Raw genomic sequence first — 24,871 nt, 5'->3', positions numbered from 1 at the left:
AGGTGTTCGATGAACGCCTACAGCCGCGCCAACCGCCGCATCTACGCGGCCTTGTCCGATCCCCTGTCGGCCACCCACCGGCACCGCCTCGACGATCTGCTCAAGCGCCACGACAACGGCAAGACGACCTGGCTGGCCTGGCTGCGCCAGTCGCCCGTCAAGCCGAACTCGCGCCACATACTCGAACACATCGAGCGCCTCAAAGCCTGGCAGGCGCTCGACCTGCCTTCCGGCATCGAGCGGTCGGTGCACCAGAACCGCCTGCTCAAGATCGCCCGCGAAGGCGGCCAGATGACGCCCGCCGATCTGGCCAAGTTCGAGGCACAGCGCCGCTACGCGACCCTGGTGCGCTCGCCATCGAGGGCATGGCCACCGTCACCGACGAAATCATCGACCTGCACGACCGCATCCTGGGCAAGCTGTTCAACGCTGCCAAGCACAAGCATCAGCAGCAGTTCCAGGCGTCCGGCAAGGCGATCAACGCCAAGGTGCGGCTGGCCACCTCGATCAAGCAGGGCACGGTGACGGCCTCGCTGATGCTCAGGAAACTCGGCAGCTACCCGCGCCAGAACGGCCTGGCCGTGGCGCTGCGCGAGCTGGGCCGCATCGAGCGAACGCTGTTCATCCTGGACTGGCTGCAAAGCGTCGAGCTGCGCCGCCGCGTGCATGCCGGACTGAACAAGGGCGAAGCCCGCAACGCGCTAGCCCGCGCCGTGTTCTTCAACCGGCTGGGCGAAATCCGCGACCGCAGTTTCGAGCAGCAGCGCTACCGGGCCAGCGGCCTCAACCTGGTGACGGCGGCCATAGTGTTGTGGAACACGGTCTATCTGGAACGGGCCTCAAACGCCTTACGCGGTCACGGCCAGACTGTCGATGACGCCCTGTTGCAGTACCTGTCGCCGCTGGGCTGGGAGCACATCAACCTGACCGGCGATTACCTCTGGCGCAGCAGCGCCAAGATCGGCGCGGGCAAGTTCAGGCCGCTACGACCGCTGCAACCGGCTTAGCGTACGATTTTTTCCGTTTTCTGAGACGTCCCCAATCAGTGCCGCATTGTCCTGGTCAAGGATCAGGGCGTGTACTTCCTCGCCGAGCGTGGGGAGCGTCGCCCGGATGGGCGCCAGGCACTGCTCGCCTACGCCGTCGGATGCAACCCGGACACCGACCCGTTCGATGACTGGTGGCACCTCGCCGGCCGCGAGCTGGGCGGCGATGACTTCGCGGAGTATTTCGACCCGAAGGACGGCCTGTTCACGCGCCTCCAGCACTCGGCGGACGATCTCGTGCTTTCCGCCACCGCCACGCACCTGTCCTTAGCAGTGGTGCCTCCCGCCTGACGCGGCAACCGCCTCGCAGCCCCCGCATCGGGGGCCTTCTTTTGTTCGCACCGCCGCCATCGCCGCGCGTGCGCGTTTGTCTCCAGCCGCCGAGGCACGCCCCGCCGGCCACAACGCCGGCATGCCACCGGAGACAACCGCATGAACACGCCATCGACCTCGCCGAGGCTGCACCTCCTACCGGTGTCGCTGCGCACGGCCAATGCATTCGTTCTGTCGCACCATCGCCACCACCGCCCGGTCCAGGGCGCGAAGTTCGCCCTGGCCGTCACGCTGAGCGACAGCGACCTGATCCACGGCGTGGCCATTGTCGGCCGCCCGGTCGCGCGGCACCTGGACGCTGGAAGTCACGCGGCTGTGCACCGACGGCACACCCAGCGCCTGCAGCAAGCTCTACGGCGCGGCCTGGCAGGCGGCAAGGGCGCTGGGCTACATACGCCTGCTCACCTACACCATGCCCGACGAAGGTGGCGCCAGCCTGCGCGCCGCCGGCTGGCGGCTGATCGGCGCGCGCGGTGGCGGCGCCTGGAGCCGTCCCGGCCGTCCGCGCGCCGATACCCCCGAGCACCTGCGCGGCGCCAAGTGCCTGTGACAGGCGCCGGGTGGCGCGGACAAAGGGAAGCGCCCGGGTGCCGATTGATTGCTGCCGCGCGCGCGAGGCCCCGCCATGCTGGCCCCATGCCTGCTGACGTCGTCAGCGACATGCCAGGCAACCATCGGTCTTCGAGGTTGCGGCGCAGTTCCCACTGCGTGACCGAGCCAGCTCGCACCGCATCCTTCCGCGAGCGGCCACCAGCCTCTGGTGGCGGATGCTTTCGCCTTATCAACCCACCGCGGGGTCACGCACCTTCCCCGCATGCGTGGGCCGGTGTGTCTCCGCTTCATCCCAATGGAGATTCACCATGAACACCACGTCCAACGAGAAATCGTATTTCGACCTCCACACCTCGGGCATCGGCTACATCCAGCGTGTCCGTGAAGTGCCCGTCCGGGGCGGCCGCCGTGCGCAGCCTTTCCTGGCATGCACCATCGCCGCGCTGGTCGGCCCCGCCCGGGACCCCAGCTACCGCTACTTCGACGTCAAGGTCTCGGGTGCCGAGGCCAAGAAGCTCGTTCAGCGCTACATCGGCGTTGACGATCCCAAGCAGCGCCCGCTGGTGCGCTTTCGCCTCGGTGACCTGTGGGGCGATGTGTACATCCGCGACAAGGGTGAGCAGAAGGGTCAGGCCGCCGCGTCCCTCAAGGCGCGACTGCTCAAGGCCGAACTGATCGACCGGGCCGAACTGGCTTCGATCGAGCAGCACGAGTTGATCACCCGCGGCATCGGCTATCTCAATCGTGTGAAGGACGTCACCCCAAAAGCTGGCGACTCGTTCCTCTCTTGCACCGTCGCGGCACTGGCCGGGCCTGTCGATGAACCGGAGTATCGGTACTTCGACACCATCGTCGCCACCCCGGAAGCCGAGCACCTGGTTCGCCGGTGCGTTCAGGCCGTCGAGGGTGACCGCAAGGTGCTGATCGCCTTCCGTCTGAACGACATGAAGATCGATCCGTACATCCGCACCAAGGGTGAGCACGCCGGGGAACCGGCCGCCAGCCTGGAATCGACGCTGGTCCACATCGGTCTCATCAAGATCGACGGCACCCAGGTCTATCCGACGAGCCAGGCGCAAGCCGAGGCGCCGCCGGCCGAAGACGCATCCGCGTCCGAAGCCGACGATGCCATCGACACGGCCACCGAGCCCGCCGAGCGCGAGCCCGAGGCGCAAGTCCAGGAGCAGGAGCCGGCATTGGCTGCTTCGTTCTGATCCGGCACGGCCTCTCACGGGGCCTTGTCGCTTTTCCTCCCCACGTACGCCGCGTCCCCAGGACGCGTGCTTGCGCATTTCATCCCCCGAGTTCCGCGTGGTCTCACGGCCACGCGGTTGTCGAATTTCTCAAAGGAGATCAGCCATGTCTCTGGTATCCCGCTTTGCTCCGCAATCCCCGATCCTGCGCTCTGATCGCCCACTCTCGGACGACCGCATTCGTGCCGTCGTTCCGTCGATCTTCGCCGACGCTCCACATGGGAGCCGGTCCGATCGGTATGCCTACATACCGACCTCGACCGTGCTGACCAAGCTGCGCCAGGAGGGCTTCGAGCCCTTCATGGTGTGTCAGACGCGCGTGCGCAACGAAGACCGGCGCGAGTACACGAAGCACCTCATCCGACTTCGCCATGCAAGCCAGATCAACGGCGACGAGGCGAACGAGATCATCCTGCTCAACAGCCATGACGGCACGAGCAGCTATCAGATGCTCGCCGGCATGTTCCGGTTCGTCTGCCACAACGGCCTGGTTTGCGGTGACACCACCGCAGACATCCGCGTTCCCCACAAGGGCGACGTGGCCAGCCAGGTGATCGAAGGTGCCTACGGAGTCCTCGAAGGTTTCGAGCGCGTGCATAACGCGCGCGATGCGATGCGCACCATCACCCTCGATGAGGGCGAAGCGGAGGTCTTTGCGAACTCTGCGCTCGCACTCAAGTACGACGATCCGGCCAAGTCCACGCCTGTCACCGAGAGCCAACTGCTGGCCCCTCGGCGATGGGACGACCGCAAGAACGACCTGTGGGCCGTCTTCAACCGCGTCCAGGAGAACCTAGTCAAAGGGGGCCTGAACGGACGCACGGCCAACGGCCGCAATCAGCGCACCCGTCCGGTGCAAGGCATCGACCAGAACCTGCGCCTGAACCGGGCGTTGTGGCTGCTGGCCGAAGGCATGCGCCAGCTCAAGGCGTGATGCCACGCGGACCTCGCCCACCTCGGGCGAGGCCATTTCCTCTCATCCACCGGGTGCCGTCGGCGGCCCGTCATTCATCATCAGGAGAACCATCATGGCAACCCCATCGGCTTCCGAGAAATCTGTTGCGCCCATCGTCGTCCCCGGCCAGCTCACGCTGCGTACCATCCGCGGCAAGAACGGCCCGTTCACGGTTGGCCGCCTCGCGACGCACCTCGGTACTTTCGAGGTCAAAGACCCGGAGCTGGAGCAGTACCCCGAAGGCAAGTACGACGGGGAATTCATCATCAGGTACATCTTCCCGAAGTCCTATCCGGTCGGCGGCGGCATGCGGTTCGAGATCCGTGCCAGCCTCGACGGCATGACGCTCAACGGCATCGACAAACTCAGCCGCGACGAAGCCCGCAGCTTCGCCACCCAGGACGTCGATCCGCTCGATGAAGAGCAAGGGGCGCAGCCTGCGGCAACGCCGGCCAAGCCCACCAAAGCGTCCAGGCCCGCCAAGCCCGCACCCGTGCAGGCGTCCGCGGACCCGCTGGTCGATACCACGCCCTTCGGCGTGGATGCGCCACCGCCTGCTACGGCCGCTGCCCCCGGCAGCACCGAAGACGGTGACGCCGCGCTCTTCGGCCTGCTGTGGCCGCTGGGCGAGTCCGTGAAACTGGATTCGACCATCGACCGCCGCACCCTGCGCGCGCAGATCGCCCGCCTGGGCGAGCTGGGCTACGCGCTGGACTTCAAGACGCAGGAGTGGAGCCGCCAGGCCGAACCAAAACCTGCGTGATCGCAGACGCCGCATGCGCGGTGTTCTTCATCCACCCGCCGGGGTTCCTTTCCCATGCGGGGGAGGCCCTGGCCATTTTCTGGAGGTCTCCATCATGTCCACCATCGCTTGCGATACCCCGCGTTCAACGCTGGATGAACCCGCGTGGCGGGACCTTTGCAAAGCGGCCGCCGCACACGCCCAGCGCGGTTGCGGCTTGTCCTACGACCACTACGTGACGCTCTTCAGTTCGGCGATCGACGCACAGGCCAATCGTTTGCCGGATGAGCAACGTGCTCAGGCTCTCGAAATCGCGGCCCAGGAATGGGACTACGCAACACCTGCCGAACGGCAGGAAACCCAGGACTGGAATGCGGAGCATGGCTATTGCTCGCACGGGATCGAGTTCGGCTACTGCCCGGCCGGTTGTGATCGAGACGATGACGACTGGGATTGAGGGCGACGCATAGGTTCCTTCGCCGCAGATGCGGCATTCCATCACCCGCTGGGGGTTCTTCCCCACGGGGAGGCCTTCAGCTCAACTTTTCGAGGAGGCCTCTCATGGGCTGGTATTTCTCAAACCAATCGCGGTCCGAACTGATCGCGGAACTGATCGCACCGCAAGAGACCGAGCGCGCCAGCGTCAAGGTCATCGCTCACACCCTGCGCGGCAACGTGCTGTGGTCCGTCGCCGAAGTGACCGCCAAGGTCGAAGGCGTGCATCGTGATCTCGCACCGGGCCAGTCCCTGCGCTACATCCGCTGCGATCTGCTTGAACGAAGCGGCGGCCAGTGGGGCTACAAGTCCTTGGACGAGTCCATGCACCCGTACTACTACACGTGCCCGCTGTCCTATCTGGACCTCGCACCGGAGCAGTCCGCCGACTGGCGTGCAGGCGTTCGCGCCTACCACGCCCGGCGGCGCACACCCACGGCATCCGCGGCATCCGCCGCGGCGTCGATGGCCTGAGCCAGGAGGAACCGACATGGACCCGATCCTGGCAACGCTTCCGCCCTCGTTGCTGGCACTCGTTGAAGGGAGTTTGTCCAACGACGAAGTGTCCTCCGACGAGGAAATGCTGGCGTACTTCATCGACAACGGCCTCACCGAGGACCAGGCACGGCAGGCACTGACCTACCGCGACCAGTACCTCAACAACATCTACCTGGAAGGCTTCACGCCGATCACTTCGGCGGACGAGCCGCTTCACTTCAACCCGCACACCCGGCAGTTCGAGCCGGACTGAGCGGTTTTCTTCCACCCCCTGGGGCAGTACTTGCCCCAGCGGGCGGTGCTGTTCCCGTTCATCCGAGGACACCACCATGCCCGCAAACACTTCTTCCACGCTGTACCGCATCGACGAATGCCCGGACGTGATGGCCGACGCCTGCGTCGGCGATGACCAGGGCAACCTGATCTTCCTGTCCATCTGGGCGCGGGACACCGCCGTCCAGCAGTTCCTCGCTCGCCTGACCCTCGGGCGCGACGAGCAGGGACTGGACCAGTTCCACGTCATCACCGACCAGGGCGGCAGCGTCCCGGTATTCATCGGCAACGTCGATCGCCTGGAAAAGCGCATCACGCGCGCGTACCGGCGGACGCTGTTCGGCTCGCTGTCCAACGTGTGGCTGTTCGACCGGCGCTGCGTCAAGCCCGACAAGGCCAACGCCAGCGCATTGGCACTGCTGCCACGCGACAGCGCCCACAGGCTTGACCGCCTGTGGATGCTGGTGCGGGACACCTGCCCGTTGCCGCTGCTCGATCACTGGCGCGAGACCGTGCTGGAACTGCTGCAAACCCGCGAGATGCTGGCCCGCCTTCCGTTCGCCCTCGGGCCGCTGGAAGGCCATCGGCTCGCCATCGACGTGCCGGCGCTGACCCTGGCGCTCGGCTCCCTGATCCGCAGCGACGCGCTCACCGCCTATCCGTATCCGGCCAAGATTTGGACGCCGGAAGCGGTAGCGGCTTGACCCACCCTCGGAGGCACGCCTTGGCGTACTTCCGTGTTTCATCCCCGCCAACCAGGAGACTTCCATGGCCCTCATGTTCCCGCGGCTCGCCCGCAATTTCGTCAAGAACGGATATTTCCCGACCGACGAACCCACGCTCGAAAGAGCGCTCAACGCACTGATGCCCAGCGACGGGCCGATGTGCATCCTCGATCCCTGCGCCGGCGAAGGCGTGGCGATCGCCGAAGCCGCCCATGCCCTCGGGCGCGAGCAGGCAAAGGCGTTCGCCGTCGAGTTCGACGCGGAGCGGGCGCGCCATGCCCGCGGCCTGGTCGATCACTGCCTGCACGCGGACCTGATGGACACGATGGTCTCCAAGCAGTCCTTCGGGCTGCTCTGGCTCAACCCGCCGTATGGGGACCTGTCCAAGGACGTCAACGGCAACATCGGCTATCAGGGCCAGGGCCGTGCCCGCCTTGAAAAGCTGTTCTACCAGCGCACGCTCTCGCTGCTGCAATACGGCGGCGTGCTGGTTTTCATCGTCCCCGGCTACGTGCTCGACGCGGAGTTGGTCGGCTGGCTGACGCGCCACTACACGGACCTGCGCATCTACCGAGCGGTGGAGACGCAGTTCAAGCAGGTGGTGATCTTCGGACGCCGGGTGCGCCAGCGCGAGCAGGTGCCCGATGGCGTCAAGGCCGTGCGCAATCTGCTGTTGCAGGTAGGGCAAGGCGAAGTCGAAGCCGAGGAACTGCCGAGCGAGTGGCCGTTCCTGCCGTACATCGTCCCCGCCAGCCCGGCCGAGCCAGAGCATTTCTTCCGCGTGACGATGGAGCCCGAGCAGTTCGCCGATGAGGTTGGCAGGCTGCAAGGCTTGTGGCCATCGCAGGACACGCACCTGGGGGCTGCGCAGCAATCGCTGCGTCCACCGGCGCGGGCCTTGTCCCGCTGGCATCTCGCCCTGGCTCTGGCCGCGGGTGCGATCTCGGGGGTTGTGCGCTCCAAGACCGGGCGCGTGCTCGTCGTCAAAGGTGACACCCACAAGGACAAGACGCTCCAGCGGGAGTTCACCGAACGCGAAGACGGCTCCATCGCCGAGACCCGCATCCTCACCGACAAGTTCGTTCCCGTCATCCGCGCGTGGGACATGACACCTGGCTCCGCGACACGGGGCGAGGTGTTGACCATTCGCTGATCCACCGGACGCGCTGCCGTCCTGCTGTACCAACTCGAAGGAGAAACACCATGATCCCCAATCCGTTCAAGCGGCCTGCGCCGCACAAGCAACCGTTGTTCGCACCGAGTACGTTGAAGTTGAGCGAGAAGGTGCATTGGCTGGCCCGGCGAGGCCTGATCGACCCCTTGGCCTATGTCCAGCGCCATGTGCGCGGGGACTGGGGCGAGATCGATGAGGCCACACGCCAAGCCAACGACGTGGCGATCCAACAGGACAACCTAATGATCTCGCAGTTCAGGATCACGCCGGACCTGGCGCTGATCGTCAAGACCAGCGAGGACCACCAGACCACGGTGGTCCAGCTTCCCGAAGAGCGGGACCTGATCTGAGGCCCCACATCGTCATCCTCATCCACCTGACGGAGCCACTTCACTCCGGCAGGGGTGTCGTGGCTCAATGACTCATCAAGGAGGAGCCCATGGCATCGCATCGCATCGAAACCTACTGCCAGCGGCTGGCGTTCCCCATCGGGGCGCTCATCTTCAGCAGAGGTGTAGACCGCCTGGTCCGCGCGGGTCGCCTGGACCCGATCCCGTACTTCAGGCGCCACACCCGTGGCGACTGGGGCGACGTCAACATCCAGCAATGGCAGACGAACAGCAGCGCGCTTCAATCGGGCGCGTCGCTGGAATCGCACTACGTGATCCATCCGGGGCTCGCCATTCGCATCGTCACCGATTCGCAGCGCTGCGCAACCGTCATCGTGCTTCCGTCCGAAGACTGAGCACGGTTCACCTGCGGGCCGCCCAGGCCAGCACCTTCAACCACCCTCAGCCACGCGTCGATTCTCTTCCCACCACGGGGCATGCCATTGCCCCGCTGGGGGTGGTGCATGCCCCATTTTTCTTTGGAGCATCACCATGTCCCTCGATCTCGAAACCACTGCCGCTGAATCCGCGCCCGTACAGGGCGAACTGCTCGACGCGGAATCTTCCCCTCTGACCCTGAGCCTTCAGGATTTTGTCGGCGAGTTCGGCGACGAACTACTCGACGCCCTCAACAGCGCTAATCCGCCGGTCTATACCGGCCAACCGCAGGCGCACCGGCAACTGGTGGTCGCCAGCCTCAAGCGCAAGCTGTTCCCAGCCCAGGCCGAAGTCGTCCACGCCGCCGCCGAGCTGCTGATCGACCGTGGCGAACGTGCTGCGATCGTCAATGGCGAGATGGGCTGCGGCAAGACGACCGTCGGCATTGCCACGGCCGCCGTGCTCAACGCCGAAGGCTATCGCCGCACTCTGGTGCTGTCGCCGCCCCACCTGGTTTACAAGTGGCGGCGCGAGATCCAGGAGACGGTGGCCGGTGCCAAGGTGTGGGTACTCAACGGGCCGGATACGCTCGTCAAGCTCATCAAGCTGCGCGAGCAGTTGGGCGTGCAGCCCACGGGCCAGGAGTTCTTCGTCCTGGGGCGCGTCAGGATGCGGATGGGCTTTCACTGGAAGCCTGTCTTCACCACGCGGCGCACCCGCCACGGCGACGTGGCGGCCTGCCCGGACTGCGGCACGGTCATCACCGACCTCGACGGCGAGCCGGTCAACCCGATCGCGCTCCAAGCCGAGGAGTGCCGCAGGAAGTGCGGCCACTGCGCCGCGCCCCTGTGGACACTGATCCGCCCGCGCAGTCTGTCCGGCAGCGACCAGTCCTCGGCCGTGCTCAAAGCCTTAAAGCGCATACCGACCATCGGAGAGGTCACCGCGCAGAAGCTGATGCAAAAGTTCGGTGACGGGTTCCTGGCGTCGATGCTCGGCGACAACATCCATGAGTTCATCAACCTCATGGATGGCAACGGCGAGCTGGTGTTTTCCGACCGTCAGGCCACGCGCATGGAACGTGCGATGGCCAACATGGAGTTCGGCTTTGGCGAGGGCGGCTATCAGCCGTCCGAGTTCATCAAACGCTACCTGCCGCAAGGCACGTTCGACCTGCTCATCGCCGATGAGGCACATGAGTACAAGAACGGGGGCAGTGCCCAGGGCCAGGCCATGGGCGTGCTGGCGGCGAAGGCTCGCAAGACCTTGCTGCTGACCGGCACGTTGATGGGCGGCTACGGGGACGACCTGTTCCACCTGCTGTTCCGAGCCCTTCCGGGGCGGATGATCGAAGACGGCTACCGCCCGACCACGAGCGGCAGCATGACCTCGGCTGCGATGGCGTTCATGCGCGATCACGGGGTGTTGAAGGACATCTACTCCGAGAGCACCGGCACGGCGCACAAGACGGCCAAGGGCACCAAGGTATCGGTGCGCACGGTCAAGGCCCCGGGGTTTGGCCCCAAGGGCGTGCTGCGCTGCATCCTGCCGTTCACGATCTTTCTCAAGCTCAAGGACATCGGTGGCAACGTCCTGCCGCCGTATGACGAGGAGTTCCGTGAAGTCGCGATGGACACGGCGCAAGCCGCGGCCTACCGCGATCTGGCGGGTCGGCTGACCGCGGAGCTGAAACAGGCTCTGGCGCGACGCGATACGACCTTGCTGGGTGTGGTCCTCAACGTGCTGCTGGCCTGGCCGGATTGCTGCTTCCGGTCGGAGACCGTGGTGCATCCGCGCACGCGCAACACCTTGGCGTTTGTCCCGGCTCAGTTCAACGAGTTCGAGATCAGCCCCAAGGAGCGTGAGCTGATCGACATCTGCAAAGAGGAGAAGGCGCAGGGCCGCAAGGTCCTGGCCTACACGGTCTATACCGGCACGCGCGACACCACGTCGCGCCTGAAGGTGTTGCTGGAGCAGGAAGGCTTCAAGGTGGCGGTGCTGCGCGCGAGCGTGGATGCCAGCCGCCGCGAAGACTGGATCGCCGAGCAACTGGACCGTGGCATCGACGTGCTCATCACCAACCCCGAGTTGGTCAAGACGGGGCTGGACCTGTTGGAGTTCCCGACGATCGTGTTCATGCAGTCGGGCTACAACGTGTACTCGCTCCAGCAGGCGGCACGCCGCTCCTGGCGCATCGGGCAGAAGCAGCCCGTGCGTGTGATCTACCTCGGCTACGCCGGTTCCTCGCAGATGACCTGCCTGGAGCTGATGGCCAAGAAGATCATGGTCTCGCAGTCCACCTCGGGCGACGTGCCCGAATCCGGGCTCGATGTCCTGAACCAGGACGGTGATTCCGTCGAGGTCGCACTGGCCCGGCAGCTTGTCGCCGCATGACACGTTCCACTTACGGCCCTTCGGGGCCGTTTTTTTTGCCGCTCCCGGTAAATCGGACGCTGCCTGGTTCGCATTGTTTGCTGCCGCTCGCGGCCTGAGCGGCGATGGTGAGGGCTGGATGTTTCAGGACGCCGAGCTATGTGCCCCTCTCCACCGTGGTTTCACTATCCCGAACGCCGCCTTCTGGCGGGATTTCTCGGCCTGCTGTGGTCGGTGCTGGCCGGTGGCTGCGCGACGACGACTGCGCCGGTCGCGCCCGACACCATCGCGGAAGTCTTGGCCGCGCCTGAACCCGAGGCTTCCGAGTACATCCCGGTCGTGCGCTACGCCCGCTACACACTGGTCGAACTGGCACCCATGGCGGCGCAGCGCGACCTGTTGTTGCAGACCATCGACGTGTCCATGCCCGAGGATGCCCGCGCCACGGTCGGGGATGGGCTTCGGCACGTGCTCAAACGCAGCGGCTATGGCCTGTGCCAGACCGCGCATGCCGTGATCGAGCTGTACGCGCTGCCGTTGCCGGCGGTACACCTGCACCTCGGCCCCATGACCTTGCGCGATGCGCTGCTCACGCTGGCTGGCCCGGCCTGGGAACTGCACGCGGATGACCGCGCACGGCAAATCTGCTTCGAGCGGCCCGGCGATCGCGCGGTCGCCGAGTCCCCATCCGAGCCACCCGCCACCGAGGCGGTGCAGACGTTCCCGCTGGCACCCATGGTTTCGGGAGGCCAGCCATGAACGCCCCGCAACCTGCCCAGCGATCGACCGCCGCCGTGGTGGTGCAGAGCCTGATGTGGCTCTGGTTGATCTTCCTCAGCGTCTTGGCGGCCCTGGGCTACCAGGCCCTCAGCGACCAGGCCGACCAGGAGCGGCTGGATTCCCGCCTGCAACGCCTGGAAGCGCAGGCAACTGGCTTGGCCGAGACGATCGAGGCCATCCAGCAGCGCCCGGCCGTCGCGACGGACGCTGACCTCAAAGACACCCGCCAGATTCTGGAAGCACGCGCGGCCCAGGTCGAGAAATCTCTCAGTGGCTACGCAGCGGCCGACGACCTCCAGGCGCTGCGCGCGGAGGTCGAGCAGATCAAGGCGCGCCAAGCCGCCGCGCGTGCCACCGCACCCGCCCAGCGGCGCGCATCGCGCACGTCCGCCGCCTCCAAGACCGAGCTGCCGCCGCTGCCATTCCGCGTCGTCGGCGCCGAACTGCGCGCCGGCCAGCGCAGCGTGTCCGTCGCGCCGAGCATCGGGGACTTCACGCCCGCCCAACTTCAGGTGCTGCTGCCCGGGGATGCGGTCGGCCCGTGGCGCCTGCAGGCGATCGAGGGCAACACCGCAGTGTTCCAGGCCGGCAACCAGACCCGCCGCGTGGCGATTCCCTGACCGGAGCACCCCATGAAGCCGTCGATCCTCCTTTTCGCGGTCCTGGTGGCGTCGTCGCAATGGCCCGCCTGGGCGCAGCAGCCCGCAACGACCTCGGCGCGCAACGCACAGAGCCAGGAGCGCCCGCTGGCCGCCCGCGTGCTGGACGACCGGGTGGCAACCGAATGGGGCTTGCAGCCACAAGAATGGGCACGCTACCGCGAGCTGATGGATGGGCCGCTGGGTATCTACTCGCCCAACCTGGACCCGCTGTCCGCCCTGGGCATCGAAGCTCGCACGGACGAAGAACGGCGCCGCTATGCGGAACTGCAGGTGCAGGTGGAAGCGCGCCGCGTCGAGAAGCTGCTCGCCTACCAGCGCGCCTACGACGAGGCCTGGCAGCGCCTGAATCCGGGGATGCAGCGCGTGAACCTGCCCGACGACAAGCCGGGCGCCGGCCCATCCAGCAGTCCCTTGCGCGGCAGCGGCCGCATGGCGGTGTTCGTCAAGGACGGCTGCGCAGCCTGCGGACAGCTCGTGCAGCGCCTGCAATCCTCGGGCGCGGAGTTCGACCTGTACATGGTGGGCAGCCGCCAGGATGACGCGCGCATCCGCGACTGGGCCAAGCGCGCGCAGATCGACCCGGCGCGCGTGCGCGCCGGCAGCATCACGCTCAACCACGACGGCGGCCGCTGGCTGTCACTGGGCCTGCCCGGCGATCTGCCCGCCGCCGTGCGCGAAGTGAACGGCCAATGGCAGCGCCAGCCGTAGCCATGCCCCTGCGCGCACTGGTGCTCACTGCCGGCCTGTATGCCGTTGCCGCCCTGGCCCAGGAGGTTCCGCCACCGGCTTACCAGCTTGCCGCCCAGCGCGCAGGCATCCCCTCGACCGTGCTCTACGCCGTGGCCTTGCAGGAGAGCGGCATCCGGCGCAACGGGCGCCTGGTGCCGTGGCCGTGGTCCCTCAACGTCGCCGGCCAGTCGCGCCGCTTCGCCACGCGCGCCGACGCCTGCGCTGGCCTGCAGCAGGCGATGCGCGCCACGCCGCACACGCGCATTGATGCGGGCCTGGGCCAGATCAACCTCGGCTACCACAAGCACCGCTTTACCGGCGCGTGCGACCTGCTGGATCCGTATCGCAACCTGGCCGTTGCCGCCGAGATCCTGAAGGAGCAGCACACCCCCGGCGAGGACTGGCTGCTGGCGATCGGCCGCTACCACCGCCCCGCAGGCGGCGAGCCCGCCGCCCGCTATCGGCGCAGCGTGTCGCGCCACCTTGCCCGCGTGCAGGGCACGCGACCAGCCGCCGCGGTCCTCGCGGCGCGCCAGGAGACCTCCCCATGACGAAACCCCATCCCGCCCATCTCGCGTTCACGGGCCTACTCATGCTGCTGTCAGGCCTGCCGCTGGCCTCGCGTGCCGGCGAGCCACTGATCGTTGTCGAGGACCGTGGCGGCACGTCGGCATTGCCGTACTACGAAGCCCTGAATCTCCAGCCGCGCGCCAACGCACCGGCGCGGCCGTCCATCCCGACGCCCCAGGTTCCTGCCACACGGGCGGACGAAGCCGCGATGCTGCCGGTGCGCAGCGCCAAGCTCACGCCCGGCACCGTCGCGCGACGGGTGATCGAAGCGCCCGGCCTGCGGCCGTTCGTGGTCATCGGCGACGACGAGGCTTCCCGGGCCTGGTTGCAGCGCCGCGCCGCCGCTTTGCGCGAACGTGGCGCGGTCGGCCTGGTCGTCAACGTCGAGACCGCGCAGGGCCTGGCGCGGCTGCGCGCCCTGGTGCCGGGCGTGCCGCTCGCGCCCGTGGCCGGCGACGACCTGGCCGATCGCCTGGGCCTGCGGCACTACCCGGCGCTGATCACGGCCACCGGCATCGAGCAATGAAGCCATGTCGGGCAAACAGCCGGTCGAGGTTCTGCTACGCCCAGCGGTGGAGCTATACACCGTCGCGGCGTGTGCAGGCGCCGCGTTTCTGTGCCTGGTGGCCCCATGGTCGCTCGCGCTGAGCCCGGCCATGGGCATCGGCAGCGCCTTGGCGTTCGGCGCCTACGGCGCGATCCGCTACCGCGATGCCCGCATCATCCTGCGCTACCGGCGCAACATCCGCCGTCTGCCGCGTTACGTGATGACCAGCAAGGACGTGCCGGTCAGCCAGCAGCGCCTATTCGTGGGGCGCGGCTTTCTCTGGGAGCAGAAGCACACGCATCGGCTGATGCAGACGTACCGGCCCGAGTTCCGCCGCTACGTCGAGCCGACGCCGGCCTACCGGCTGACCAGGCGCCTGGAGGAACGGCTGGAGTTCGCGCCATTGCCGCTCTCGCGCCTGCCGAAGCTCACCGGCTGGGACGCGCCTTTCAACCCCGTGCGCCCGTTGCCGCCTGTCGGCGGCCTGCCAAGGCTGCACGGCATCGAGCCCGACGAAGTGGACGTCAGCCTGCCGCTGGGCGAGCGCGTCGGGCACTCGCTGGTGCTGGGCACCACGCGGGTGGGCAAGACGCGCCTGGCCGAGTTGTTCGTCACGCAGGACATCCGTCGCAGGAATGCTGCCGGCGAGCATGAGGTCGTCATCGTCATCGACCCCAAGGGGGATGCCGATCTCTTGAAACGGATGTACGTCGAAGCCCAGCGCGCTGGCCGCGAAGGCGAGTTCTACATCTTCCACTTGGGCTGGCCGGAAATCAGCGCCCGCTACAACGCCGTGGGCCGCTTCGGTCGGATCTCGGAAGTGGCGACACGCATCGCGGGGCAGCTCTCCGGCGAAGGCAACAGCGCGGCGTTCCGCGAGTTCGCATGGCGCTTCGTGAACATCATCGCCCGCGCCCTGGTGGAACTGGGGCAGCGCCCGGACTACATGCTGATCCAGCGCCACGTCATCAACATCGACGCGCTGTTCATTGAGTACGCCCAGCACTACTTTGCCAAGACGGAGCCCAAGGCCTGGGAGGTGATCGTCCAGATCGAGGCCAAGCTCAACGAGAAGAACATCCCAAGGAACATGATCGGGCGCGAGAAGCGTGTGGTGGCGCTGGAGCAATACCTCTCCCAGGCGCGCAACTACGACCCTGTGCTCGATGGCCTGCGCTCGGCGGTGCGCTACGACAAGACCTACTTCGACAAGATCGTTGCATCGCTGCTGCCGCTGCTGGAAAAGCTCACGAGCGGCAAGATCGCCCAGCTCCTGGCGCCGAACTACTCCGACCTGGCCGACCCGCGCCCGATCTTCGACTGGATGCAGGTGATCAGGAAGCGCGCCGTCGTCTATGTCGGCTTGGACGCGCTGTCCGATGCGGAGGTCGCCGCAGCGGTCGGCAACTCGATGTTCAGCGATCTCGTCTCGGTGGCTGGGCACATCTACAAGCACGGAATCGACGATGGCCTGCCGGGCGCATCGGCTGGTGCGCGCGTGCCGATCAACGTGCATGCGGACGAGTTCAATGAATTGATGGGTGACGAGTTCATTCCGCTCATCAACAAGGGCGGTGGCGCGGGCCTGCAAGTCACCGCCTACACGCAAACGCTTTCGGACATCGAGGCCCGCATCGGCAACCGCGCGAAGGCCGGCCAAGTGATCGGGAATTTCAACAATTTATTCATGTTGCGCGTGCGCGAGACGGCCACCGCGGAACTGCTGACGAGGCAGTTGCCGAAGGTCGAGGTCTATACGACCACCATCGTCTCGGGCGCGACGGACAGCTCAGACATCCGCGGCGCGACGGACTTCACGTCGAACACCCAGGACCGCATCAGCATGGCCAGCGTGCCGATGATCGAGCCGTCACACGTCGTCGGTCTGCCCAAGGGCCAATGCTTCGCGCTGCTGCAGGGCGGCCAGCTTTGGAAGGTGCGCATGCCGCTTCCGGCGCCAGACCCCGATGAAGTGATGCCGACGGACTTGCAGCAACTGGCCGGGTATATGCGCCAGAGCTACAGCGAGGCCACGCAGTGGTGGGAGTTCACCAGTTCCGCAGCCTTGCCGCATGCAGCCTTGCCCGACGACCTGCTGGATGACGCCGCTCCAGCCGAGCCTGACGCGGTGGCCACCGGCGCCGACGACAGCACCGGCGAGGCCGCACCATGAAGGATGCCGCCTCGACCGCGCAGCGGGAGCAGAACCAGCGCCAGGGGCTGATCGTCGGCACCATCACCTTGCCGTTCCGGCTGCTCGGGGTGCTCATCGGCTCGCTGCTGTTCTCGATCGTGGTGGAGTGCGTCGGCATGCACCTGTTCTGGAAGGACCAGGGCTGGCGCCACTCCCAGCAGATGCTGCAGTACGAACTCGGGCACCTGTCCAACCACTTCACGCGCAGCGTGGTGGTGCAGGAGCCCGGGCGCACGGCGCACGAGCTGGTGGATACCGGGTACGAGTGGGTGTTCGTGCGCTCGGGGTTGCTGGAGCGCATGAGCCAGACCGCCGAGCGCGCCCGCGCGGCCAGCCACGGGCAGAGCCGCAACTTCCGCTACTACATCAGCCAAGTCTATGTCTGGGCCGAAAGCTACCTGATCGCTGCGGCCTTCACGACGCTCACCTTCCTGGTGCGCCTGCTGGTCCTGGTACTCACGCTGCCGCTGATCCTCACTGCAGCATTCGTCGGCCTGATCGACGGCCTGGTGCGACGGGATGTGCGCCGGTTCGGCGCGGGCCGCGAATCCGGCTTCATCTACCACCGCGCGAAGGCCAGCCTGATGCCGTTGGCCGTGCTGCCTTGGGTCACCTATCTCGCACTGCCCATAGCGGTGCATCCTCTGGTCATCCTGCTGCCCAGCGCGGCGTTGCTGGGGATGGCAGTCAGCCTGACCGCAGGCAGCTTCAAGAAGTACTTATGAGGTGACACGGGCGGCACTGCTCTGCAAAGCCGTGTGCCGTTCATCGGTTCTGCAGGGTATCAAGAGCAGCATCCAACGCCGTAACCGCCTCGACGACCGTTCTTACCGTCGCCCGATCGAACTCATGATCGCGCTGAGCGTCGTGCACACCGCTATTGAGGTAACCCCATTCAATACTCGTACCGCTGACATTGAGCAGCCTGACCAACGCCCCTACGGCATCCGGCGCACCCGCATGTTGCGCCGCGATACGCTCGACGGCCGACCGCAACTTGGTGCATTTATTGTTCAGCTCCCAAGGCGCGCGGGGCCCGCTCAGCTTGATGTCGATCCGGCCGTCCGCCCGCCGACCCAGCCACGTCCACAGGCGGTCCGTCAGACTCTCCAGCGCCGGCCGGGCCTGGCGCAGTGCCTCGCGTTTCTCGTCAGCCGCCAACGCCTGCTGGGCCAGAAGAACATAGTTCTTCGCTGGCGGGTCGCTGTCGACCCGCAGTTCGTGCTCTCCCTGATGCGGGAGAAACTTGTAGCGCTTGATGGCCGCGGCGCGGCGCACGCCCAACTCCTGCTGGATGCGGTGCAGGAACTCCTCTGCGTGCGAGGTGAGGATAACCTGCTTGCCGTGGAGCAAACCGTCCTCGAAGAAGGTACGCCAGATGCCATCGCGATGGTCGTCGTCTATCGCATTGACGACGTCATCGAAGATGACCACGGGGCAGCCCTGCGCGAGGTTCTTGGCAAGCAGAATCGCCAGACCCAAGCATTTGATGTGCCCTTCGCTGAAGACGATCAACGCGTCGTAGCGCACGCCCGGCTCGCCGGCGAACTCCACCTCGATCTTGCCGTTCTCGGCCACGGGCAACCACAGCGCGTGCAGCAGATCGCCGGGCGGATCGGCCCGGTTGAATGCGTTGTAGAGATGGCGGGCTTGGTCTCCCAGCCCCTGTAGCAGAACCCCCGGCAGAGCGGTCAGGTATGCCTGAATCTCGGGTAGGAAGCCGTCGTAGGCGGCCTTGACCCGCTGATGGTGCACCACCACCGGCATTTCGTCCGTGGCCGCCTGGATCAGGCCGCGGTTCGCGTCGTCGAATTGGGCCACGGTTTGGCGGGCGGCCGCCAGCTCCTGATCCGCAGTCGTGCGCATGGTCCGCAGCCGTTCGATCTCCAGCTGATGCTGTTGCAGGCGGTCCCGCTCCTGGGCCATCGCGCCGCGCTGGGCATGCACGTCGCGCGCCTGCGCGTCGAAGCCTTCGATGATCTGTGCGATCCGTAAGAGGGCTTGCCAGGCGCGCTGGTCCCCATTCACCCAGCCGCCGAGCCAATTGCCCGCCGACGTGGGAGGCAGCAGTGGCAGGCCCGCGGCCTGCGATTCGGCAGGACAAGCGACCCCAGCCGCCGCCACCACGCGGCGCATTTCGTCCCACAGCGCTCGGACCGCCTCGCTCAACTGCGTCCGATGCCCGGCCTCTTGCTGCTGCAGGACGGCCAGTTGCGCGAGCTGCTCCAGGCCCATTCGCGCCCTGGCGAACGGGTCCTGTGCCACAGCGGCCAGTCCGGTTCCACATGCCGGACACGCGGTCGCCCCGTCCGCCAACGCTTGCACGGCCTCGTAGAGCTTCGCGTACGACACCTCGCCCGCGCGGGCCGCGAGTTGCGCGGAAGACGCTTGCCACAGTCCCTGGACGCGGTAGGCCTCTGCCAGCAACGCTTGCAGGCGGGCCTGGGTCACCTCGTGAATGGCAGGCGGGTTGGCGTCCAGCTGAGCCTGGACATACGGTAGCCGTCCTTGCTGCTGCGGCGTACCCAGCAGCCAGTCCACGCAGGCTTGATAGGTCGCGCCAGGTGACATGCGCTGCGCCAAAGCTTGTTCCAGGCCCTCGACCGCTGCGATCTTCTGCGGGTAGGCGGCGATGGTCTGTTCGGAGTTCGCCAACCGCAGGCGACGCTGCGCCAGCTGCGCCGCCTGCACGCCGGCAAGCATCAGGTCCTGATCGAGCGAGGGGTTGAAGCCGCGCACGAACTCGCTGAACTGGTCCACGCCGAACAGGGTGGCGATGAGCTGGCGCTGATCGCTCGGGGTCCGCGCGGCGATTCGGGCGAAATCGTCGAGGCGGTTCTTCTCGATGAAGCAGAAGCGATACTCAGCTTCGTCGGGCTGGACGGCCTGCGCTTCGCCCGCCGCCGTAGACGACAGGACTGGCGCGACGTGGCGGCGCAGGCGAGCGTTGTTGCAGTACGTCCGCTGGTCGACCCGCTTGGCCTGCGCTTCGCTGATCGAACCGAGCATCGCCACTTCCAAGGCTTCGCAGAAGCTGCTCTTGCCGGTGCCGTTGGCACCGTAGACCAAGGTGATGTCATGGCTGAGGTCGAACGTCTCCTGCCGCATGAATCCTCGAAACGGCCCGACTTCGAGCTGGTGCAGTCGCCCGAGCGCCGGCCCGTTTTCGGGGCCGCGCGCGTCCCCGTCGTAGGCGACAGGCATCTGCGCCAGATGCGCGATGGCCAGCGGCGCCAAGCGCGTGGAGCGCCCCCGGCGTGCAGCACCGACCTCGGCCAGTGGCTGCAGGTGATCGAGCACCAGGTGCGCCAGCCGGCGCACGTCGTCGTGCACGTGCCGCTGCGCCAAGTGCGCCAGGAACCGGTGGTACTCCGAACGTATGCTTGCCACAGCGCCCCCTCACTTGGTCAACCACTGACCGTAAGCCTCCACATCGATCATGGGGACCGTTCCACTGAACTGAAGCTGCGCGATCAGCTTGAAAAGAAACGCGGTCGCCGGCTTGTTTTCGTTGGTGTAGCTGTACGCGCCGCTGGCTTGGTCATAGAAAAAGTGCCCGTGGGCGGCAACGCATCCGATGTCCAGACGCCCCTCGGTGAGGTTTGCGTTCAGCGCCTTGTCCATGGATGGACCCAATGCAGGACTCCATTCGCTCTCGAAGGTGAGCAAGCCACCCAGAATCGGAATCAACGGCTTCGCTGGGTAGGTCCCGCCAGCGTGCGGGATCGGCAGGCTCGTGCGGTGCAGCCTGCGCACACTGGCGACCTTCTCCTGGGCATAGGCCACAAGCCCCGCGTCAGCCGTCTGCTTGGCCTCGAAAACGGCGTACACGCTTTCGGCTGGAATGATCGTCTCGTTCTCGTAGGTGAAGATAAAAGGCGAATATTGCCGATCAAACACCACCACATCGATCTGCTGGCTGAAGTTCCCCAGGCTGTCCACCACATGCGCCTTGGCCGCCTGGTACCGTTTGGGCAGATAGGTATCCAGCATGTCGATCCAGACGTTCTCGCTCGCATCCCCCTTCGTACCCGGGTGACCGAAGGTCTTGCGTACTACGGACAAGCGCTGCTGGATGTCCTCATGCAGGGACGACAGGAGCTGGGAAAGCGACCACTGGGACATGCTGTACCTCGATGGGACGTGTATGGAAGCCGATGGAATCAGGACAGTGGGAACTTGGGGCCAAACAGTGCGCGCCAGGCGCGAAGCGCTTCGATATTGCGACCACGACGCGCGTGGTCGATGGCGATGCTTGCGTCTTGGCTCGCCTGGAACAGCAGCTGCTGCGCGCGCTGCTTGCGCGCGGCATCCATATCGTTGCTGATCGCCGGGCCAAGTCCGGCGGGATCCGGCCACTCGTCATGAACTCGATCGGCAAGCGTGGCAAAGAACGACTGGATCTCGCGATCGAACGATCCTCCCCAGCCGCCGTAAAGACACTCAAGGGCCATTACCTCGATCAGGAACGAGGGCTTCACCGGCTTCAGATCGCCGTGCTTGGGATTGTTGTTCCAGTACTTCACCATGCGCACGAGACCTTTCCACTCATTGCCATAGGCTTGGTGCGCTGCGGTCGCCTTGTCCTTATGGATCTCCGGGTCCGTCTTGATCCACTTTCCGGACGCCGTATCGGGGATCTCATACTGGTCGCCGGTATCGAATGCGGGCACCGCATCCACGCTGACCACCCGGTAGTCCGTGTTGTCCTCCGCGTCGATGTGAACACCGAAATCCACGTTGATCGAGCGCGCCTGTTTGCGCACGGCCGCCGAACCGTATTTCTCCACCAATGCAGAGTGGAAATCATCCAGCACTACCGATGCGGCCTTGCCGTGGTAATGCTTCTCCGAGTCCTTCAGCACGAAGAAGATGTCGATATCCTTGAGCGGCTTCGTCTTCGTGTATCGAGCATAGGAACCGGTCAGGAAGCTGCGCGCAATGCCGAACTTGGTCTGCAGGTAGTCCCGCACTTCGTTCTGGCGTTGCGAGGCATTCTTCTGTTCGCGTTCGTTGAGTTCCAGACGCGACTTGAACTTGCGAAAAGCTTCATCGATCGACAGCATCAGCGTTGCCTCCAATATCCGGCCTGACCCGCCAGGCCGCTGTGTTCGACAGTCGAGCCTAGGCTCTGCTTGACCATTCCATCCGTCGAGCGATAACTTCCTTTGCTCCATCCCTCCACATCAGGTCGCCCTGGCTTTGTATCGAGCATTAACTTGTACTTGGCCTGCGATGGCAGCAGCCCAGCTTTCTTGATCGCGTACTTCAACTGCTCGGTATCTGTCCAGAAGCTGCCGTCGCCATCGGACCACCCATACACGATGTCGATATCCCATCGGGTCACGAGCTTGTCGGTTGCCGGGTTGTAGATCTCCAGAATCACCTTGCGCAGATCACCGGTCCCGAGCCACGTCTTGATGGCTCGGGTATTGCTCTCCCAGCGATCCGCAAAGTGCTCAGGGTCCAGCCCACTGAGCAGGATGATGTCTTTCAAGCTCTTGAGGATGTTGTCGGTCACATAGGTAACCGAGTGCGTGTACGAGTAGGTGGCGACGGTGCTCATGACTTGAGGAAACCTCCGAGGTCGAGCGACAGCGCTTGCCCAGCATCGGCCTGCGCCTGCGTGGCAATTCCTTGGCTCAAGTCCCGTGCAATGATGCGAGAACTGTGCTTTTTGAGCGCGCTTTGCACCCAGCCGAGCTGCTCCTTCGGACACGGCAGCGAGACTCCCCAGTCTCCCTTCAACGGCTCGAACCCCAAGACTTCTTCGTTGGCATCATCACCATAGATCGCGTCTTCGTCGAAGAGGCAGTAGATCCTGGTCCGTGGTCCATCGCATGTCGCAACGATGGGCGCGCTCTTGGGTGCCTGGTCGGCGATCAAGCTGGCGGCCACGCCCGTCACGGCCCTGAGTTCAGAGCGAGCCGTGCCGTCCTTGCCCTGAGTGAGCAGTTCGACAATGGCATCCCATGTCTGCAACGCATCGCGGTGCGGCGAGCTGCGAAACGTCCGGCTGACAACGGTGGTCATTTTTGCTTCCCTCCTTGAAGGCGCATTTGCTTTGCCTGTCGTATCGCACTGCGCAAGTGCTCTACGGAAAGCTTGTTCGGATCGATAGCCACTTGCGGGTCGGCCGCGAGGGCGTTGGCTACGACCTTGCGAATGGCCCGACCATCCAATCCGACGCACTCGCCAGCGCACGCGTCGAACTGGTGAGCCGAGGAAAGCTTGCCAATCCCCGGAAATGTCTTTGCCAGGCCATTCAGGCAGTCCACTAGGATCTGCTTGCAGGCATCCTTGCCGGGCAGTGGCACCTCCATCACCATGTCGCAACGAGATAGGAAGGCACTGTCGACGGCCTGTGGGAAGTTGCTGGTGGCCACGAACAGCAGATGCGGGTTGCGTTCGGCCAACATGTCCAACTGCACCAACACCGCGTCGGTGGCCCGGTGCACATCAACCGGGTTGGCTTCCAGGCTGAGCTTCGCTCGATCAGCCGCAAGCGTTTCGACCTCGTCCAGAAGGACGATCGTCGGGCCCGCCGCTGCGGATTCTGCGATCGATTGCGAGAACAGGTCTGCCACGGCGCGTTGAGTCTTTCCCATTGCAGAGCTCGTCAGCGTGTGAGGCTCCACTTCCAGCAATCGAAACTTCGCAGAAGAAAAAGATTCGGCCACACGATGCGCCAAGCCCCGTGCCAAGGAGGTCTTCCCAGTCCCCGGCGGGCCGACCAACAAGATCACGCCGTGCAGGGGGAGTACCGTGCGCTCCACCTTGGGGCGCACCGTGAAGTTGACGATCGCTTGTGACAGCAACTGTTTTTTGATGGCTTCGTCCATCACGATCGAATCCCACAAGTCACCCAGCGACTTATCCGGCAGCTTCCAGCTTCGATGGATGCCTTTCGGCAAAGTGGCGTCTGATGAAGGATTCTTGGTCATCCGTGGCTCTCGGCGGGTCAGAGAATGGTGCGATAGGTCGCCAGCACCTTGGTCGTTTGCACAAGGCCTTGGCGCAGCAGGATTTCGAGATAGCGGTCCACATCGATCGGCGGATGCTTGAGTTGGGCACGCTGGCGCTGCGCAGCCGACACTACGGCGGCCGCATCCAGATCCAGCAGGTTGTCCACAAACTCATCGGGGTGCTGCGATTCGATGCCGTACGGAGCCAGCAGATCGTTCGGGAAATCACGTTCGTTGAACGTCACAATCACGCTCGCACCGCAGCGAATCGCCGCAGCCAGGACGTGCCGATCGTTCGGATCGGGTAATGTCAGGCCTGCCACGAGCGCTTCGTAGCCCTCCACCAAGCCGTCCGGAATGGCCCTGTCCATGAGATCCGACGTCCTGTCGACCTGAACCCGGGTGAGATCGGGGCGGTTGATCAACAGATTGCGTTTCCACTCCTCATGAATGGCTTGGCTCCACCGCGCCCGGAAGCGGCCAGACAGGCCGAGCCACATCAGGAAATCCCGCAGTGGCGCGGGATATAGAACGCACGCGTCGTAGACGGCGGTGAATGGGGAATGCCTCATTCGTATCCCATTCCCAACTCTTGCGACTGCTGAGCGAGTTCGGCCATCGCCTGCTCACTGGCGCGCTCGCGCGCTTCCTTGTACTGCATCAGATCGGCGAACCTCACCCTGCGGTGCTTGCCGGTGCGATGAAATGCCAACACCCCATCTTCTAGCAGCTTGACGAAATGGGGACGGGACACGTTGAGCAAGTCCGCCGCCTCTTGGGTCGTCAGCTCTGCATGGACGGGCACCACCTTTACTGCATTGCCATCGGCCAACTCGGCCAGGATGTCGACCAGCAGGCGTAAAGCCGAGGTAGGCAGTTCCACCTGATGAGCCTGTTTGTGGTCATCAAAGATCTGGATGTGCTGCGTCTCGAACTGGGTTGCGAGGTAAGCCGCCAAGGCACGTTGACCCTGGACGGCTGCCTTAACCTCTCCCGCGGCGGGAAGGGTCATCTTGGATTGGGCAGTGGCGGTGGTCATGGGTAGCTCCTAAGCGAAAACGGTTGCAGAGCCGATCATATTCGAAACACTCGAAAAACGCAATAATCGAAACTCCACCCGGGCTTTTGTAGGTTCGCTCGCGGTATGCCCAATCCGGTCGTCCGCCAGTTCCTATTGTTTGCGGCCTAAAACAGCCCTGATCTCCACGATCACCCCATTGCTGATCACACAGGAATGG

Annotated in this window: 27 protein-coding genes and 2 pseudogenes; 21 read left to right on the top strand and 8 right to left on the bottom strand. The window is 65.2% G+C overall.

Annotated features, from left to right (window positions below; translation table 11 throughout):
• Positions 1 to 15 precede the first annotated feature (15 nt).
• From N5C91_RS09645 to N5C91_RS09545, 21 genes and pseudogenes are all read left to right on the top strand, one after another.
• Positions 16 to 1,007 (top strand): annotated as a pseudogene (locus N5C91_RS09645) (Tn3 family transposase); the annotation flags it as partial.
• 45 nt (positions 1,008 to 1,052) lie between these two features.
• A complete protein-coding gene (locus N5C91_RS09640; protein ID WP_031629745.1) occupies positions 1,053 to 1,337 on the top strand; it encodes a DUF3085 domain-containing protein in 285 nt (94 codons plus the stop codon).
• 141 nt (positions 1,338 to 1,478) lie between these two features.
• Positions 1,479 to 1,929, top strand: a pseudogene (locus N5C91_RS31880) (XF1762 family protein).
• Positions 1,930 to 2,239: 310 nt separating this feature from the next.
• Entirely contained in the window at positions 2,240 to 3,145 is a 906-nt protein-coding gene (locus N5C91_RS09630; RefSeq protein WP_003116825.1) for a DUF3577 domain-containing protein, read from the top strand.
• A gap of 145 nt (positions 3,146 to 3,290) precedes the next feature.
• Positions 3,291 to 4,118 carry a DUF932 domain-containing protein gene (locus tag N5C91_RS09625; RefSeq protein WP_003116824.1) on the top strand — a complete coding sequence of 276 codons (828 nt, stop codon included), beginning with the start codon at positions 3,291 to 3,293 and terminating at the stop codon, positions 4,116 to 4,118.
• 94 nt (positions 4,119 to 4,212) lie between these two features.
• Positions 4,213 to 4,902, top strand: a complete 690-nt coding sequence (locus N5C91_RS09620; protein WP_003116823.1) for a DUF3275 family protein — start codon at positions 4,213 to 4,215, stop codon at positions 4,900 to 4,902.
• 94 nt (positions 4,903 to 4,996) lie between these two features.
• Positions 4,997 to 5,338, top strand: coding sequence for a hypothetical protein (locus tag N5C91_RS09615; protein WP_003116822.1), 342 nt, complete (start codon positions 4,997 to 4,999; stop codon positions 5,336 to 5,338).
• A gap of 104 nt (positions 5,339 to 5,442) precedes the next feature.
• On the top strand, positions 5,443 to 5,850 hold the full coding sequence (locus N5C91_RS09610; protein ID WP_003116821.1) for a hypothetical protein: 408 nt from the start codon (positions 5,443 to 5,445) through the stop codon (positions 5,848 to 5,850).
• A gap of 16 nt (positions 5,851 to 5,866) precedes the next feature.
• Positions 5,867 to 6,127 carry a hypothetical protein gene (locus N5C91_RS09605; RefSeq protein ID WP_003090124.1) on the top strand — a complete coding sequence of 87 codons (261 nt, stop codon included), beginning with the start codon at positions 5,867 to 5,869 and terminating at the stop codon, positions 6,125 to 6,127.
• A 76-nt stretch (positions 6,128 to 6,203) separates the two neighbouring features.
• The gene (locus N5C91_RS09600) at positions 6,204 to 6,851 is read left to right on the top strand and encodes a hypothetical protein (RefSeq protein WP_003116820.1); all 648 of its coding nucleotides are present in this window, start codon (positions 6,204 to 6,206) and stop codon (positions 6,849 to 6,851) included.
• A gap of 40 nt (positions 6,852 to 6,891) precedes the next feature.
• On the top strand, positions 6,892 to 8,025 hold the full coding sequence (locus N5C91_RS09595; protein ID WP_223224654.1) for a DUF6094 domain-containing protein: 1,134 nt from the start codon (positions 6,892 to 6,894) through the stop codon (positions 8,023 to 8,025).
• A gap of 50 nt (positions 8,026 to 8,075) precedes the next feature.
• On the top strand, positions 8,076 to 8,396 hold the full coding sequence (locus N5C91_RS09590; RefSeq protein ID WP_003116818.1) for a hypothetical protein: 321 nt from the start codon (positions 8,076 to 8,078) through the stop codon (positions 8,394 to 8,396).
• A gap of 89 nt (positions 8,397 to 8,485) precedes the next feature.
• A complete protein-coding gene (locus tag N5C91_RS09585) occupies positions 8,486 to 8,791 on the top strand; it encodes a hypothetical protein (protein ID WP_003116817.1) in 306 nt (101 codons plus the stop codon).
• A gap of 136 nt (positions 8,792 to 8,927) precedes the next feature.
• Positions 8,928 to 11,207, top strand: coding sequence for a helicase-related protein (locus N5C91_RS09580; RefSeq protein ID WP_004350563.1), 2,280 nt, complete (start codon positions 8,928 to 8,930; stop codon positions 11,205 to 11,207).
• A gap of 138 nt (positions 11,208 to 11,345) precedes the next feature.
• On the top strand, positions 11,346 to 11,945 hold the full coding sequence (locus tag N5C91_RS09575) for a PilL N-terminal domain-containing protein (protein WP_003098890.1): 600 nt from the start codon (positions 11,346 to 11,348) through the stop codon (positions 11,943 to 11,945).
• A complete protein-coding gene (locus tag N5C91_RS09570) occupies positions 11,942 to 12,586 on the top strand; it encodes a hypothetical protein (RefSeq protein WP_003098888.1) in 645 nt (214 codons plus the stop codon). The genes N5C91_RS09575 and N5C91_RS09570 overlap by 4 nt, the downstream gene beginning before the upstream one ends.
• A 12-nt stretch (positions 12,587 to 12,598) precedes the next feature.
• Positions 12,599 to 13,336 (top strand): TIGR03759 family integrating conjugative element protein, encoded by a 738-nt coding sequence (locus N5C91_RS09565; protein WP_003098886.1) that lies wholly within the window; start codon positions 12,599 to 12,601, stop codon positions 13,334 to 13,336.
• Entirely contained in the window at positions 13,318 to 13,908 is a 591-nt protein-coding gene (locus N5C91_RS09560; protein WP_003109780.1) for a transglycosylase SLT domain-containing protein, read from the top strand. The genes N5C91_RS09565 and N5C91_RS09560 overlap by 19 nt, the downstream gene beginning before the upstream one ends.
• On the top strand, positions 13,905 to 14,453 hold the full coding sequence (locus tag N5C91_RS09555) for an integrating conjugative element protein (RefSeq protein ID WP_003109779.1): 549 nt from the start codon (positions 13,905 to 13,907) through the stop codon (positions 14,451 to 14,453). Before N5C91_RS09560 ends, N5C91_RS09555 begins: the two co-directional genes overlap by 4 nt.
• Before the next feature lie 4 nt (positions 14,454 to 14,457).
• Positions 14,458 to 16,647 (top strand): type IV conjugative transfer system coupling protein TraD, encoded by a 2,190-nt coding sequence (traD, locus tag N5C91_RS09550; protein WP_004350569.1) that lies wholly within the window; start codon positions 14,458 to 14,460, stop codon positions 16,645 to 16,647.
• Positions 16,644 to 17,393 (top strand): TIGR03747 family integrating conjugative element membrane protein, encoded by a 750-nt coding sequence (locus N5C91_RS09545; protein WP_003153644.1) that lies wholly within the window; start codon positions 16,644 to 16,646, stop codon positions 17,391 to 17,393. Before traD ends, N5C91_RS09545 begins: the two co-directional genes overlap by 4 nt.
• Before the next feature lie 40 nt (positions 17,394 to 17,433).
• On the opposite strand, the gene N5C91_RS09540 is transcribed toward N5C91_RS09545, so the two are convergent.
• Genes N5C91_RS09540 through N5C91_RS09505 form a run of 8 tightly spaced genes read right to left on the bottom strand, consistent with a single transcriptional unit; the run spans position 17,434 to position 24,672 of the window.
• Positions 17,434 to 20,058, bottom strand: coding sequence for an AAA family ATPase (locus tag N5C91_RS09540; protein WP_003153642.1), 2,625 nt, complete (start codon positions 20,056 to 20,058; stop codon positions 17,434 to 17,436).
• 9 nt (positions 20,059 to 20,067) lie between these two features.
• The gene (gene nucC, locus N5C91_RS09535) at positions 20,068 to 20,793 is read right to left on the bottom strand and encodes a CBASS effector endonuclease NucC (RefSeq protein WP_003050273.1); all 726 of its coding nucleotides are present in this window, start codon (positions 20,791 to 20,793) and stop codon (positions 20,068 to 20,070) included.
• Between the two features lie 38 nt (positions 20,794 to 20,831).
• A complete protein-coding gene (locus tag N5C91_RS09530) occupies positions 20,832 to 21,734 on the bottom strand; it encodes a CBASS oligonucleotide cyclase (protein WP_003153640.1) in 903 nt (300 codons plus the stop codon).
• On the bottom strand, positions 21,734 to 22,234 hold the full coding sequence (cap7, locus tag N5C91_RS09525) for a type III CBASS phage resistance system CD-NTase-associated protein Cap7 (protein WP_003090159.1): 501 nt from the start codon (positions 22,232 to 22,234) through the stop codon (positions 21,734 to 21,736). Before cap7 ends, N5C91_RS09530 begins: the two co-directional genes overlap by 1 nt.
• A complete protein-coding gene (gene cap8 / locus N5C91_RS09520) occupies positions 22,231 to 22,701 on the bottom strand; it encodes a type III CBASS phage resistance system CD-NTase-associated protein Cap8 (protein WP_003153638.1) in 471 nt (156 codons plus the stop codon). Before cap8 ends, cap7 begins: the two co-directional genes overlap by 4 nt.
• Entirely contained in the window at positions 22,698 to 23,612 is a 915-nt protein-coding gene (locus tag N5C91_RS09515) for an AAA family ATPase (protein WP_003050256.1), read from the bottom strand. The genes cap8 and N5C91_RS09515 overlap by 4 nt, the downstream gene beginning before the upstream one ends.
• Positions 23,613 to 23,629: 17 nt before the next feature.
• The gene (locus tag N5C91_RS09510) at positions 23,630 to 24,205 is read right to left on the bottom strand and encodes a PIN domain-containing protein (protein ID WP_003153636.1); all 576 of its coding nucleotides are present in this window, start codon (positions 24,203 to 24,205) and stop codon (positions 23,630 to 23,632) included.
• The gene (locus tag N5C91_RS09505; RefSeq protein ID WP_003050245.1) at positions 24,202 to 24,672 is read right to left on the bottom strand and encodes a helix-turn-helix domain-containing protein; all 471 of its coding nucleotides are present in this window, start codon (positions 24,670 to 24,672) and stop codon (positions 24,202 to 24,204) included. Before N5C91_RS09505 ends, N5C91_RS09510 begins: the two co-directional genes overlap by 4 nt.
• Between the last annotated feature and the right edge of the window lie 199 nt (positions 24,673 to 24,871).

Source organism: Pseudomonas sp. GD03903 (assembly GCF_029840045.1).
In the GTDB taxonomy this organism is placed as follows: domain Bacteria; phylum Pseudomonadota; class Gammaproteobacteria; order Pseudomonadales; family Pseudomonadaceae; genus Pseudomonas; species Pseudomonas pseudonitroreducens.
Note: the sequence above shows the minus strand (reverse complement) of the source record. Positions and strands in the feature narration are given on the sequence as shown.

Coding starts and splice junctions, on each gene's coding strand:
- N5C91_RS09615 (WP_003116822.1), top strand. CDS start 4,997: ATGTCCACCATCGCTTGCGATACCCCGCGTTCAACGCTGGATGAACCC.
- N5C91_RS09545 (WP_003153644.1), top strand. CDS start 16,644: ATGAAGGATGCCGCCTCGACCGCGCAGCGGGAGCAGAACCAGCGCCAG.
- N5C91_RS09630 (WP_003116825.1), top strand. CDS start 2,240: ATGAACACCACGTCCAACGAGAAATCGTATTTCGACCTCCACACCTCG.
- N5C91_RS09625 (WP_003116824.1), top strand. CDS start 3,291: ATGTCTCTGGTATCCCGCTTTGCTCCGCAATCCCCGATCCTGCGCTCT.
- nucC (WP_003050273.1), bottom strand. CDS start 20,793: ATGTCCCAGTGGTCGCTTTCCCAGCTCCTGTCGTCCCTGCATGAGGAC.
- traD (WP_004350569.1), top strand. CDS start 14,458: ATGTCGGGCAAACAGCCGGTCGAGGTTCTGCTACGCCCAGCGGTGGAG.
- N5C91_RS09575 (WP_003098890.1), top strand. CDS start 11,346: ATGTGCCCCTCTCCACCGTGGTTTCACTATCCCGAACGCCGCCTTCTG.
- N5C91_RS09570 (WP_003098888.1), top strand. CDS start 11,942: ATGAACGCCCCGCAACCTGCCCAGCGATCGACCGCCGCCGTGGTGGTG.
- N5C91_RS09515 (WP_003050256.1), bottom strand. CDS start 23,612: ATGACCAAGAATCCTTCATCAGACGCCACTTTGCCGAAAGGCATCCAT.
- N5C91_RS09605 (WP_003090124.1), top strand. CDS start 5,867: ATGGACCCGATCCTGGCAACGCTTCCGCCCTCGTTGCTGGCACTCGTT.
- N5C91_RS09530 (WP_003153640.1), bottom strand. CDS start 21,734: ATGCTGTCGATCGATGAAGCTTTTCGCAAGTTCAAGTCGCGTCTGGAA.
- N5C91_RS09600 (WP_003116820.1), top strand. CDS start 6,204: ATGCCCGCAAACACTTCTTCCACGCTGTACCGCATCGACGAATGCCCG.
- N5C91_RS09560 (WP_003109780.1), top strand. CDS start 13,318: ATGGCAGCGCCAGCCGTAGCCATGCCCCTGCGCGCACTGGTGCTCACT.
- N5C91_RS09580 (WP_004350563.1), top strand. CDS start 8,928: ATGTCCCTCGATCTCGAAACCACTGCCGCTGAATCCGCGCCCGTACAG.
- cap7 (WP_003090159.1), bottom strand. CDS start 22,234: ATGAGCACCGTCGCCACCTACTCGTACACGCACTCGGTTACCTATGTG.
- N5C91_RS09590 (WP_003116818.1), top strand. CDS start 8,076: ATGATCCCCAATCCGTTCAAGCGGCCTGCGCCGCACAAGCAACCGTTG.
- N5C91_RS09585 (WP_003116817.1), top strand. CDS start 8,486: ATGGCATCGCATCGCATCGAAACCTACTGCCAGCGGCTGGCGTTCCCC.
- N5C91_RS09510 (WP_003153636.1), bottom strand. CDS start 24,205: ATGAGGCATTCCCCATTCACCGCCGTCTACGACGCGTGCGTTCTATAT.
- cap8 (WP_003153638.1), bottom strand. CDS start 22,701: ATGACCACCGTTGTCAGCCGGACGTTTCGCAGCTCGCCGCACCGCGAT.
- N5C91_RS09555 (WP_003109779.1), top strand. CDS start 13,905: ATGACGAAACCCCATCCCGCCCATCTCGCGTTCACGGGCCTACTCATG.
- N5C91_RS09620 (WP_003116823.1), top strand. CDS start 4,213: ATGGCAACCCCATCGGCTTCCGAGAAATCTGTTGCGCCCATCGTCGTC.
- N5C91_RS09505 (WP_003050245.1), bottom strand. CDS start 24,672: ATGACCACCGCCACTGCCCAATCCAAGATGACCCTTCCCGCCGCGGGA.
- N5C91_RS09565 (WP_003098886.1), top strand. CDS start 12,599: ATGAAGCCGTCGATCCTCCTTTTCGCGGTCCTGGTGGCGTCGTCGCAA.
- N5C91_RS09610 (WP_003116821.1), top strand. CDS start 5,443: ATGGGCTGGTATTTCTCAAACCAATCGCGGTCCGAACTGATCGCGGAA.